14 protein-coding genes are annotated in these 11,865 nt (G+C 48.7%); all 14 read left to right on the top strand.

Features of this window, described 5'->3' with window-relative positions:
• Positions 1 to 315: 315 nt before the first annotated feature.
• The 14 genes from rsxC (at position 316) to FYJ34_RS01640 (ending at position 11,864) form a co-directional block, all read left to right on the top strand.
• Positions 316 to 1,635 carry an electron transport complex subunit RsxC gene (gene rsxC, locus FYJ34_RS01705; RefSeq protein WP_154475687.1) on the top strand — a complete coding sequence of 440 codons (1,320 nt, stop codon included), beginning with the start codon at positions 316 to 318 and terminating at the stop codon, positions 1,633 to 1,635.
• A gap of 32 nt (positions 1,636 to 1,667) precedes the next feature.
• The gene (locus FYJ34_RS01700) at positions 1,668 to 2,618 is read left to right on the top strand and encodes an RnfABCDGE type electron transport complex subunit D (RefSeq protein ID WP_154475685.1); all 951 of its coding nucleotides are present in this window, start codon (positions 1,668 to 1,670) and stop codon (positions 2,616 to 2,618) included.
• A complete protein-coding gene (locus FYJ34_RS01695; RefSeq protein ID WP_154475683.1) occupies positions 2,618 to 3,202 on the top strand; it encodes an RnfABCDGE type electron transport complex subunit G in 585 nt (194 codons plus the stop codon). The genes FYJ34_RS01700 and FYJ34_RS01695 overlap by 1 nt, the downstream gene beginning before the upstream one ends.
• A gap of 6 nt (positions 3,203 to 3,208) precedes the next feature.
• Entirely contained in the window at positions 3,209 to 3,934 is a 726-nt protein-coding gene (rsxE, locus tag FYJ34_RS01690) for an electron transport complex subunit RsxE (protein ID WP_154475681.1), read from the top strand.
• 13 nt (positions 3,935 to 3,947) lie between these two features.
• Positions 3,948 to 4,523, top strand: coding sequence for an electron transport complex protein RnfA (locus tag FYJ34_RS01685; RefSeq protein ID WP_154475679.1), 576 nt, complete (start codon positions 3,948 to 3,950; stop codon positions 4,521 to 4,523).
• 12 nt (positions 4,524 to 4,535) lie between these two features.
• A complete protein-coding gene (locus tag FYJ34_RS01680) occupies positions 4,536 to 5,354 on the top strand; it encodes an RnfABCDGE type electron transport complex subunit B (protein WP_154475677.1) in 819 nt (272 codons plus the stop codon).
• Between the two features lie 3 nt (positions 5,355 to 5,357).
• On the top strand, positions 5,358 to 5,822 hold the full coding sequence (locus tag FYJ34_RS01675) for a DUF2752 domain-containing protein (protein WP_330582495.1): 465 nt from the start codon (positions 5,358 to 5,360) through the stop codon (positions 5,820 to 5,822).
• 52 nt (positions 5,823 to 5,874) lie between these two features.
• Positions 5,875 to 6,261 carry a hypothetical protein gene (locus tag FYJ34_RS13050; RefSeq protein ID WP_235899179.1) on the top strand — a complete coding sequence of 129 codons (387 nt, stop codon included), beginning with the start codon at positions 5,875 to 5,877 and terminating at the stop codon, positions 6,259 to 6,261.
• 204 nt (positions 6,262 to 6,465) lie between these two features.
• The gene (locus tag FYJ34_RS01665; RefSeq protein WP_154475675.1) at positions 6,466 to 6,852 is read left to right on the top strand and encodes a NusG domain II-containing protein; all 387 of its coding nucleotides are present in this window, start codon (positions 6,466 to 6,468) and stop codon (positions 6,850 to 6,852) included.
• Between the two features lie 22 nt (positions 6,853 to 6,874).
• The gene (locus FYJ34_RS01660) at positions 6,875 to 7,369 is read left to right on the top strand and encodes a Gx transporter family protein (protein ID WP_154475673.1); all 495 of its coding nucleotides are present in this window, start codon (positions 6,875 to 6,877) and stop codon (positions 7,367 to 7,369) included.
• Positions 7,370 to 7,517: 148 nt separating this feature from the next.
• Complete coding sequence (gene ruvA / locus FYJ34_RS01655) at positions 7,518 to 8,117, top strand: Holliday junction branch migration protein RuvA (RefSeq protein ID WP_154475671.1); 600 nt, start codon at positions 7,518 to 7,520, stop codon at positions 8,115 to 8,117.
• A gap of 14 nt (positions 8,118 to 8,131) precedes the next feature.
• Positions 8,132 to 9,127: a Holliday junction branch migration DNA helicase RuvB gene (ruvB, locus tag FYJ34_RS01650; RefSeq protein WP_154475669.1), complete on the top strand. Its 996-nt coding sequence runs from the start codon at positions 8,132 to 8,134 to the stop codon at positions 9,125 to 9,127.
• A gap of 91 nt (positions 9,128 to 9,218) precedes the next feature.
• Positions 9,219 to 9,638, top strand: coding sequence for a cell division protein ZapA (zapA, locus tag FYJ34_RS01645; RefSeq protein WP_154475667.1), 420 nt, complete (start codon positions 9,219 to 9,221; stop codon positions 9,636 to 9,638).
• 78 nt (positions 9,639 to 9,716) lie between these two features.
• Positions 9,717 to 11,864, top strand: coding sequence for a peptidase U32 family protein (locus tag FYJ34_RS01640; protein WP_154475665.1), 2,148 nt, complete (start codon positions 9,717 to 9,719; stop codon positions 11,862 to 11,864).
• The last annotated feature ends 1 nt before the right edge of the window (position 11,865 follow it).

Genomic DNA, 11,865 nt, shown 5'->3' with positions numbered 1-11,865 from the left:
GAGGAGATTTAAGATCAGGATAGAGAAGAAGACGAAGGTCAGACAGGGAGACGGATATCACGTCTCTCTGTTTTCATGTTAGGAAAACCACGCGATAGTCGCGTGGTTCTATTCGTCTCATAAAAAAACGACTTTGCGGCAGCCTGAAGATCCGTTGTATCGGGGAAGCCGGACAGGAAAAGAAGAGGGGAAGGATGGTTAAAAAAGTAACGGAATGTTTATGGAAATATACAAAGAATTCCGTGGAATCAGTGGAAAATTTAGGTATTTTCCTGTATAGTAGAAAAAGAGAAAATAGGAAGGAAGGATAAAGGGATGGCATTGTTTACATTTAAGGGTGGAATCCACCCGGATGACGGCAAAAGTCTGGCAAAGGACAAGGCAATCGTGGAAGTGAAACCAAAGGGTCAACTGGTGTTTCCTCTTTCACAGCACATTGGAGCGCCTGCGATTCCGGCAGTGGAAGTGGGGCAGAGAGTGTTGAAAGGTCAGAAGATTGCAGAGGCGGGCGGGTTCGTTTCGGCTCCCATATATGCGTCGGTGTCCGGTACGGTAAAGGGGATAGAACCGAGACTGAATCCTACAGGCGCACGGGTGACCAGCATCGTCATTGAAAATGATGAAGAATATGAAGAGGTGGAGTATGCATCGACAAAGCCGCTGGACGAGATGACAGAAGCTGAGATCCTGGAAGCGATCGGGGAAGCAGGCGTTGTCGGAATGGGAGGAGCAGGATTTCCGACCAAGGTAAAGCTCTCCCCCAAGGAACCGGACAAGATCGATTACATTATCGCCAACTGTGCAGAGTGCGAGCCGTATATCACGGCGGATTACCGGCGTATGCTGGAAAACACAGAAGAGCTGGTAGGCGGGATGAGGGTCGTCCTGAAATTATTCAAAAATGCAAAAGGACTGTTTGGCGTGGAAGACAACAAGCTGGACTGTATTGAGAAACTGAAAGAGCTGACAAAAGATGAGCCCCGGATGGAAGTGGTGACGCTGAAAACCAAGTATCCTCAGGGAGGAGAGCGTCAGCTGATCTTTGCTGCAACGGGAAGAGCGATCAATTCTTCCATGCTTCCGGCAGATGCAGGATGCGTGGTGGACAATGTGGAGACGATGATCAACATCTATCAGGCAGTCGTAAACGGCAGACCCTCCATGGAGCGTGTCGTTACCGTAAGTGGAGACGCAGTCTGTGAACCGGGGAACTTTAAAGCTCCCTTTGGAATGAACCAGGCAGAACTTGTAGAGGCGGCCGGAGGATGGAAAGAGGATCCGGAAAAGGTGATCTCAGGCGGACCGATGATGGGGTTTGCCATGTTCAATGTAGATGTACCGGTAACAAAGACATCTTCCTCTATCCTGGGATTCACCAGGGATGAGGTAGCGAAACATGCTCCCAGCGCCTGTATCAACTGTGGGCGCTGCGTAGAGGTATGTCCCAGCAGATTGATCCCTTCAAGGCTGGCGGATTATGCAGAACATCATGCAGAAGAAACGTTTACGGCGCAAAATGGAATGGAGTGTATGGAATGCGGGTCCTGTAGTTTTGTGTGCCCTGCAAAAAGGCCATTAAAACAGGCGATCGGTTCCATGCGCAAGATCGCGCTGGCGAACCGCAAGAAAAAATAAGGGATCAAGAAGAGAGGAAGAGGTGAATAACGTTGAGTGAGAATCAATTTAAAATTTCAGCATCTCCCCATATCCGGTCCAAGAGTACGACCGAGGGGATCATGCAGCTTGTGACCATCGCGCTGTTTCCGGCAGCGGCATTCGGTGTGTGGAATTTCGGGATCTATGCGCTGGCAATGCTGGTGACGACCACGGCAGCCGCAGTGGCGACAGAATATATCTATCAAAAATTGATGCACAAGCCTGTGACGGTGCGGGACTTCAGTGCAGTAGTAACGGGCTTGCTCTTAGGGATGAATATGCCGCCTACGGCGCCTTTGTGGATGGGTGCGCTGGGAAGTGTGTTCGGCATTCTGATCGTAAAGCAGTTGTTTGGAGGGCTGGGACAGAACTTCATGAACCCGGCTCTAGGAGCAAGATGCTTCCTTCTCATTTCCTTCACAGGTCCTATGACCAGATTTGTATATGACGGAGTGACAGGAGCAACTCCTTTGGCACAGCTAAAGGCCGGAGAAGCGGTAAATTCCATGGAAATGCTCATCGGAAGAATTCCGGGGACCATAGGGGAGACGTCTGTGATCGCCATTATCATCGGAGCGATCTTTCTGATCCTGACGGGAGTGATCGATCTTCGGATCCCGGGAACATACATCCTTACCTTTGTAATATTTGTAGGGATTTTTGGTCAGTTTACAGAAGCAAAGGCGGGCCTTTTTGATCCCCAGTACATCACCGCACAGCTTTGCGGCGGCGGACTGATGCTGGGAGCCTGGTTTATGGCGACGGATTATGTGTCTTCGCCTATTACAAAAAAGGGACAGTATGTGTATGGGATCCTTCTGGGAGTCCTGACAGGATTGTTTAGGCTTTTCGGAGGATCTGCGGAAGGCGTTTCTTACGCAATCATCATCAGCAACCTGTTTGTTCCGTTGATTGAGAAGGCGACTCTTCCCAAACCATTTGGTAAAGGAGGAGAAAAATAATGAATAAGATCATAAAAAACACGATAATTCTCATGCTGATCACCCTGGTCGCAGGAATCCTCCTGGGATTTGTATATAAGATTACCCAGCAGCCTATCCAGACGGCACAGGAAAAAGCAAAAAAGGAAGCCTGGAAGCAGGTGTTCCCGGAAGCAGATATGAGTGAATTCAAATCAGAACCCGTGGATACGGAAGTTTCAGAAGCAGCGGCAAAAGAGCTGGGCATCAAAGCAGAAGTAGGTGAAGTCTGTGTTGTGGGAGACAAAGGCTATATCGTTACCGTTACCGACAAGGAAGGCTATGGTGGAGATATCAAGATCACAGTGGGGATCACCACAGACGGCACGGTAAACGGGATTTCCATTCTTTCCATCAGTGAGACGGCAGGACTTGGTATGAAAGCAAAGGAGCCGGCGTTTTACGAGCAGTACAAGGGAAAGCAGACAGAGAAATTTGTAGTTTCCAAGGATGGAGGAGACGGGGAACCCATCGACGCCCTGAGCGGAGCAACGATTACATCAAGAGCAGTGACAGGTGCGGTAAACGAAGCCCTGGCATACTATCAGAATGTGTTTGGGAGGTAGAGGAGAATGAACAAATATATCGAAAGATTATATAACGGTTTGGTCAAAGAAAACCCTACCTTTGTTTTGATGCTGGGAATGTGTCCGACGCTGGCGGTTACGACATCCGCTACAAACGGCGTGGGTATGGGACTTTCTACTACCGTTGTACTTGTGTTGTCTAATATGCTGATCTCCATGCTTCGGAAGATCATACCGGATTCTGTGAGAATGCCGGCATTCATCGTTGTGGTAGCGTCTTTCGTTACTATCGTGCAGTTTTTGCTGGAAGGTTTTGTGCCAAGCCTGTATGCGTCTCTTGGACTTTACATTCCTCTGATCGTGGTAAACTGTATCATTCTGGGACGTGCGGAAAGCTACGCATCGAAAAACCCGGTAGTGTTGTCTATCATGGACGGATTCGGAATGGGACTGGGATTTACCGTAGGGCTGACTGCCATTGGTATGGTCAGAGAGCTGATCGGAGCAGGGCAGATATTTGGATACCAGCTTCTTCCTCTGGCAGATGAGGCGGCCGGAAAGGCCGGATATGTACCGGTAACGATTTTTATTCTGGCACCGGGAGCTTTCCTTGTTCTGGCAGGACTGACTGCGCTTCAGAATAAGGCGAAGAATGCGGCGAAGAGAAAAGGAAAACAGGTAAAAGAATCCGGTGGCTGCGGAAGCGGATGTGGTTCCTGCAGCGGCTGCGGAAACGACGGGAAAGTATTTCCGACAGGAAATGAAGAGTAGGAGGGGAGCATAAATGAAAGAATTATTGATTATTGCAATTGGATCTGCCATTGTGAACAACGTTGTGCTCAGCCAGTTTCTTGGAATCTGTCCCTTCCTGGGAGTTTCCAAAAAAGTTGAGACTGCGTCCGGGATGGGTGGGGCGGTTATTTTCGTTATTACGATCGCATCCTTTATCACCGGACTGATCTATAAGGGGATCCTTGCAAGGTTTAAAGTAGAGTATTTACAGACCATCGTATTTATTCTGGTGATTGCGGCACTGGTACAGTTTGTGGAGATGTTTTTGAAAAAGGCGATGCCTTCTCTGTATCAGGCTCTGGGTGTGTATCTTCCGCTGATCACTACGAACTGTGCGGTTCTGGGTGTGGCGCTGACCAACGTTCAGAAAGAATATACTGTTTTCCAGGGAGTGATCAATGGAGTGGGAACTTCTGTAGGGTTTGCACTTGCCATCGTTATTATGGCCGGGATCCGCGAAAAGATCGAATATAACGATGTATCCGAATCTTTCCAGGGAACGCCCATCGTTTTGATCACGGCAAGTCTGATGGCGATCGCATTCTTTGGATTTTCAGGATTGATATAGGAGGAGCGGACAATGGGTGTGACGGAAATTGTAATAGGAGTAGTAGCGGCGGCAGTGATCGTTGGCGGAACAGGACTTTTTATAGGAGTATTCCTAGGGGTCGCCGGAAAGAAATTCGCCGTAGAAGTTGATCCGCGGGAGGAAGCCATCATGGAAGTGCTTCCGGGGAATAACTGCGGAGGCTGCGGATATGCAGGATGTTCCGGCCTGGCGTCTGCCATCGTAAAGGGAGAAGCAGAGGTGGGCGGATGTCCGGTAGGAGGCAGCCCGGTGGCGGAAAAGATCGGAAAGATCATGGGACTGGAAGCCGGTGAGCAGGTACACAGGGTAGCTTTTGTGAAGTGCGGCGGAAGCGATACCAATGCAAAAAAAGAATACGAATACCACGGAGTGAAGGACTGTGTCATGATGAATATGATGCAGGATGGAGGACCCAAGGCCTGCAGCTATGGCTGTCTGGGAGAAGGAAGCTGCGTGAAGGTTTGCCCGTTTGATGCGATTCATGTGGTGGACGGAGTGGCTGTGGTAGACAAGGAGGCCTGCAAGGCATGTAATAAATGTGTGGAGATCTGTCCGAAAAAGCTGATTGAATTAGTTCCCTATGACCAGAAACATCTGGTACAGTGCAGTTCCAGAGATAAGGGGAAGGATGTAACGAAGGCCTGCTCGGTAGGCTGTATCGGTTGCCGGATGTGCGAGCGAGTTTGTGAGCATGACGCTGTGCATGTGACAAATAACATTGCCTATATCGACACGGATAAGTGTACCAACTGCGGGGCATGTGCCGCAAAATGTCCAAGAAAGATCATTCTTCCGGGAAAGGCAGTATAAAAAGTGGAAAGACAACTGGAACAGAAGGGAATCCGTTTGTTTTTAAATGATGTAAAGAAGCAAAGGTGGGCGATCCTGGCAGTGATCGCCTGCCTTCTTTTGCTGAAAGCAACAACGGGAGCCTCCTGTCCGATGGTAGCGCTGACGGGATTTCCCTGTCCCGGCTGTGGCCTGACACGGGCGGGGATCCATCTGATGCACGGGGAGGTGCAAAGCGCCTTTCGGATCCATCCTTTTATTTACGGCGTGGCGGCCTACGGAGCCGTGTTTGCCATAAACCGTTATCTTTTAGGAAGGAGGATGGGAAAGGTATTGAAGGGAAGCCTGGTGCTTCTGGTGGCGGCCATGTGTCTGTTTTACATCTGGAGAATGATCCGTTATTTTCCGGGAGATCCTCCTATCAGCTATTACGGGTATAATCTGCTGAGACGGATGATGGCTCTCTTTCAATATTTTTTGTTGAAATAAAGAGACAATACTGATATACTGGGTATGAGTATAAAGAAGGGAGAGAAGATCAATGGACAATCAGTTTGATAACCAGATCAATACAGAGGGGCAATACAATCAGACCAATACTGAGATTCCACAGCAGAATGTGCAGGATAATTATCAGTACAATGTAGGCGGAGGCCAGAGTTCCCAGTACAATCAGAACGGGGATGGGATGGACACAACGCCGCTTACGGTAGGAGAGTGGGCGCTCACGATCCTGGCGCTGGCAATTCCGTGCGTGGGATTCATCCTGTATTGTGTTTGGGCATTTAGTAAGACCGGCAATATCAACAGAAGAAACTTCTGCCGGGCAGGTTTGATCATTTACGCAGTATGTATTTTGATCTATGTTCTTATTTTCGTTGTGTTTGGCGCAGCGCTTCTGGGTGGTATGGGATCCTACTATTATTAGGAAGCAGCCCGGGAAGAGCATTGGATTCAGAAAGATTTTCAGAGAAGGTAAGGGTGAGAGTGCAAGCTTTCATCCTTCTTTTTTTGCAGGAAGGATGAGACGGTGTGCCGGATCGTTCCACATTCACGGCGATCACAGCCTTGCTTCCTGGTTGAAGGCGGGATGGGATTGTGATAGAATAAGGAGCGGAAAACAGGAGAGAACATGGAAACATATTTGTCAAAAAAAGATAAGAGAGTGATCGTGGCGGTAGTGATACTGTCTGTGGTTATCTATCTTTTCTGCGGACTCTGGAACAGGGAAGAAGGCGCCAGGGTGGTCGTGAAGGTAGATGGAAATATACAGGGAATCTATTCCCTGAAGGAGGACAGAACGATCCGTGTAAATCATGGAAAAAATATTGTGGAGATCAAGAATGGGAGGGCGGTCATGAAGGAAGCGTCCTGTCCGGATCAGCTTTGCGTCCATCAAAAAGGAATCAGCGGAATGCATGAGACCATCGTGTGTCTGCCGAACAAGGTGGTCATAGAGATTGAGGGCGAAGAAGCAAAGACGGATTCTCCACAAGAAATTGACAGCGTTGCAGAATAGAAAGAGCAGAATAGAGGGATTCATGAAAAACAGAGTGGCATATTTTGGCGTATTTACGTCTCTTGCTTTGATATTGAGTTATGTAGAAAGTCTGATTCCCCTTCCCTTTGGAGTACCGGGAATGAAGCTGGGGCTGGCAAATCTTGTGATACTGATCGCCTTGTATCAAATGAAAGTGGCAGATGTGTATCTATTGGCAGTGGTGCGGGTGTTGCTTTCCGGATTTTTGTTTGGAAATTACTTCAGCATTTTGTACAGCCTGGCCGGGGGCCTCTTCAGTCTGTCTATGATGTATTTTTTCAGGAAAAGGGAAGGATATACCAAGGTGGGAGTCAGCATGGTGGGCGGCGTGTTCCATAATGTGGGGCAGTGCCTGGTAGCCGGAGTGGTGGTCGGAACCTTCAAGATCGTGTATTATCTGCCGGTGCTGCTTCTGACGGGACTTGTGACAGGATTTCTGATCGGCATCATCGGACGGGAAGTGTTGAAACGACTTCCGGTTTTACGCAGCTTCTGACAAAATGGAGGGGCAGGAACAAAAAAGAAGTTTTGGCAGGGATATCCGCATGAAGAGTGCAGGTTCCGGCTGCTGCCTGTCTGTGTGAAAAGACAGAAAAGAGGAGAAGAAAACAAAAATCAGGACATGCCGTTTATAAGGAGAGAAAATGATAGCATATATAAAAGGGGTTTTGGCAGACAAAGAAGAAAGCAGAGTCATCGTGGAAACGGGAGGGATCGGATATGGGATTTTTGTACCGCAGTCTGACATGGAGCGATTGCCCAAAACGGGAAACATGGTGGAACTGTACACCTATTTCCACGTAAAAGAGGACGAAATGAAGCTGTTTGGATTTTTGTCAAAAGAAGAGAAAGAACTATTTAAACTGATTATAGGAGTCAGCGGGATCGGTCCCAAGGGCGGGCTTTCCATCCTGTCGGCGTTGTCTCCCAACGCCCTGCGGATGGCGGTGGTGTCGGGCGATGCCAAGGCGATCGCAAAATCCCCCGGGATCGGGAAGAAAACGGCGGAAAAGCTGATCCTGGAATTAAAGGACAAGCTGAATCTGGAGCAGATGCTGGAACAGACGTCGGAGGGAGCCGCAAACATAGAAAATACCGGAGTACAGGGAGAGGTCATAGAGGCGCTGACAGAATTAGGCTATGGCCAGACGGAAGCGTGGAGGGCAGTGAGAAATTCGGGCCTGGAAGAAGGAGATACGGCAGAATCCCTGCTGAAGCGTGCTCTGAAGAATATTATGTTTTAGTATAAGGGGAAGATATGAACAGAAGAATCGTGACAACGGAATATACGGAAGAAGAAAATAAACTGGAAAGCCATCTAAGGCCGCAGACATTGGAGGATTATATCGGGCAGGAAAAGGCCAAGGAGACGCTAAAGGTATATATAGAGGCGGCAAAAGCAAGAAAAGAACCGCTGGATCATGTGCTCTTTTATGGGCCGCCGGGGCTTGGCAAGACGACGCTTGCCGGTATCATTGCCAATGAAATGGGGGTCAATATGAAGGTGACTTCTGGCCCTGCTATTGAAAAGCCGGGAGAAATGGCTGCCATTTTAAACAGTCTTCAGGAAAATGACGTTCTGTTCGTAGATGAGATCCACAGACTGAACCGACAGGTGGAGGAAGTGTTGTATCCTGCTATGGAAGATTATGTGATCGATATCATGATAGGAAAAGGATCCTCTGCCAGATCCATTCGCCTGGAGCTTCCCAAATTTACACTGGTAGGAGCTACGACCCGGGCGGGGATGCTGACGGCGCCTCTCAGAGACCGGTTTGGAGTGGTGCATCGCCTGGAGTTTTATACGCCAAGAGAACTTCAGACCATTGTACTTCGATCGGCGCAGGTGCTGGAGGTAGAGGTGGAACTGGAGGCGGCAATGGAATTGGCAAGGCGATCCAGGGGAACGCCCAGACTTGCCAACCGGCTTCTGAAGAGAGTCAGGGATTTTGCGCAGGTAAAGTATGACGGCTGTATTTCCAAAGAAGCAGCCAACTATGCTCTGGATCTTCTAGATGTGGATAAGGAAGGACTGGACCAGACAGACAGGGAGGTACTGCTGACTATGATCCAGCGCTTTTCCGGCGGACCGGTGGGACTGGATACACTGGCAGCTTCCGTGGGAGAAGATTCCGGAACCATAGAAGATGTCTATGAGCCGTTTTTGCTGAAAAATGGCTGGATTCAGAAAACACCGAGAGGAAGAGTCGTAACGGAAAGAGCCTACCGTCATCTGGGAATGGAAAAAGAATAGGAAAGTGTTAGAAAACACAGGAAAAATAGTTGGTTTTTTAGAAATTTTAGTTTATAATAAAGAAAACATGGATGAATGAGGGAGGCTTCTGATGGCATCATCAAAAAACTACACGGAAGTATTAATTGGGGGGAAGGTGTTTACCCTCAGTGGTTTTGAAAGTGAGGAGTACCTGCAGAAGGTATCCACTTATCTGAATCACAAAATCGAAGAATGCAGCCGCAGCGACGGGTATCGAAAACAAAATTCCGAGACCAGGAGTATTTTACTTGCCCTGAATATCGCCGATGACTATTTTAAGGCGAAAAAACAGGGAGGATCGCTGGAAAGCGATATCGAGACAAAAGACAAAGAGATGTATGACTTGAAGCATGAATTGATTTCTGTTCAGATCAAGCTGGAAAACGCAGAAAAGGCGATGGATAAGCTGAAGGAAGAGAACAAAGAGCTTCAGATGAAGATCGTCCAGCTGGAGACAGAGATAAAAAACAAAGGAAACGGATCAAACTAACAGGATCGTACCACAAAAAGAAAAGCAAAGGATAGGCTGTCTCTGGACAGTCTATTTTCGCATAAGAAAGAGGAGACTATGGGAAAACACGTTGAGATCCTTGCGCCGGCCGGATCTTTGGACAGTCTGCGGGCCGGACTTGCAGCGGGAGCAGACGCAGTCTATATAGGAGGGAGCAGGTTCGGAGCCAGAGCCTATGCGCAGAATTTTACCGAGGAACAGCTTCTGGAAGCGATAGATGAAGTGCATTTACAGGGGAAAAAGATCTATATGACGGTCAATACCCTTCTGAAAGATAAAGAACTGGCGGAGCTGTTTTCTTACCTGCTGCCTTATTATCAAAGAGGTCTGGATGCTGTGATCGTGCAGGATATGGGAGTGCTACGGGCAGTTAGGAGCTGGTTTCCCGGGCTGGAGATCCATGCCAGCACGCAGATGAGTATTTCGGCTGCGGAGGGAGTCAGGTTTCTGAAGAAACACGGTGTTTCTCGGGTGGTGCCTTCCAGAGAGTTACATTTGAAAGAGATTGCAGAAATGAAGAAAGAAGGACTGGAGCTGGAATGTTTTGTTCATGGGGCAATGTGTTACAGCTATTCAGGGCAGTGTCTGTTCAGCAGTCTCATCGGCGGCAGGAGCGGCAACAGAGGACAGTGCGCCCAGCCATGCCGTCTTCCCTATCAGATAGACGGCCGGCCGGAGCAGGACCTTTTGAGTCTGAAAGATCTGTGTACCATCCATAAGATCCCGGAACTGATAGAGGCGGGGATCGATTCTTTCAAAATCGAAGGAAGAATGAAGCAGCCGGAATATGTCTATACGGTAACAAAGCTTTACAAGAAATATACGGATCTTTATCAAAAAAACGGACAAAGTGGATTTTCTGTAAGTGCGGAGGATGAAAGAAAACTGAAAGAAGTCTACCAGAGAAGAGGATATTCGCAAGGGTATTATCATCAGCGAAACGGAAAGGAGATGCTCTCCCTTGCAAGACCGGAAAACGTATCGACGGAGTCGCAGAAGAAGGAAGGGGCCTACCTTCCCGAACTGCTGCCCGTTTCCGGCAAGCTGTGGCTCAAAAGCGGATGTCCGGTAAGCTTTTCTGTAGCTGCCGGGTCTGCCAAAGTAAGCTGCAAGGGAGAAGTGGTGCAGGAGGCGGTACGCCAGCCGCTGGAACTTTCCAAGGTGGAAAAGCAGATGAAAAAAACGGGAAGCACCGGGTTTTATTTTCAGGATCTGGAGATCTGCATGGAAGAGGGAGTCTTTCTTCCGGTGCAAAGCCTGAATCAGTTACGGAGACAGGGGCTTGGAAAACTGACGGAAGCCCTCTTACAGCCTTACAGAAGAGAGTGGACGAAGGAGAACGGGAAGGAAGACGAAAGCGCGTTACATCCGGAACAGGGAGCTGCTGCCGAAGAAAACAGGGACCGAAGCGCTACTTACAGGGTGGGAGTGCTGGTGCAGACCAGAGAACAGATGAAAATAGCGCTGGACGCCGAGATGGTTTCCCGGATCTATGTAGAGGATCCAAAACTTTGCAGAGAGGCGAAACTGTCAAAGAAATGTATCATTCTTGCACTTCCTTCTGTGTTTCGTGAAGATACCGCAGAAAAGTGGGAGGCATACCGGGAAGAGATCCGTGCCTACTGCGATGAAGTGCTGATAAGAAACTGGGACAGCCTTCAATGGCTTAGAGACAGAGGATTTGAAAAACCTGTGCGGACAGACTATAATCTCTATGTATGGAATCAACAGGGAAAGGTATTTTTCCGGGAAGAGGGGATCCGGGGGTATACGGCTCCGGTAGAATTTCGGGAAAGAGAATTAAAAGAACTGGAAATAGAAGGAGCCACCCTGATCGTGTATGGGCGTCAGCCGGTTATGATCACTGCCAACTGCGTACAGAAGACGGTGCGCGGATGCGACGGGCGTTCAGGCTGGCTGTATTTGACCGACAGGAAACAGAAAAAAATACCGGTTAAAAAATATTGTGATTCCTGTTATAATGTTATCTATAATCCCGCGCCGCTGTTTCTGGCAGATCTGGCAGAAGATGTGAAGCGTCTTGGAATGTGGGAGATCCGTCTGGACTTTTCCACAGAAGACAAAGAAGAGATGCAGGCGGTTTTAAAAGCCTATCAGGCGGGATTCCTGCAGGGAGATCCGGAACTGGGAGTTCCGTTTCAAAAGGAATTCACCAGAGGGCATTGGAAACGGGGCGTAAAATAGG

This window comes from Suipraeoptans intestinalis (genome assembly GCF_009696485.1).
In the GTDB taxonomy this organism is placed as follows: Bacteria; Bacillota; Clostridia; order Lachnospirales; family Lachnospiraceae; genus Suipraeoptans; species Suipraeoptans intestinalis.
Note: the sequence above shows the minus strand (reverse complement) of the source record. Positions and strands in the feature narration are given on the sequence as shown.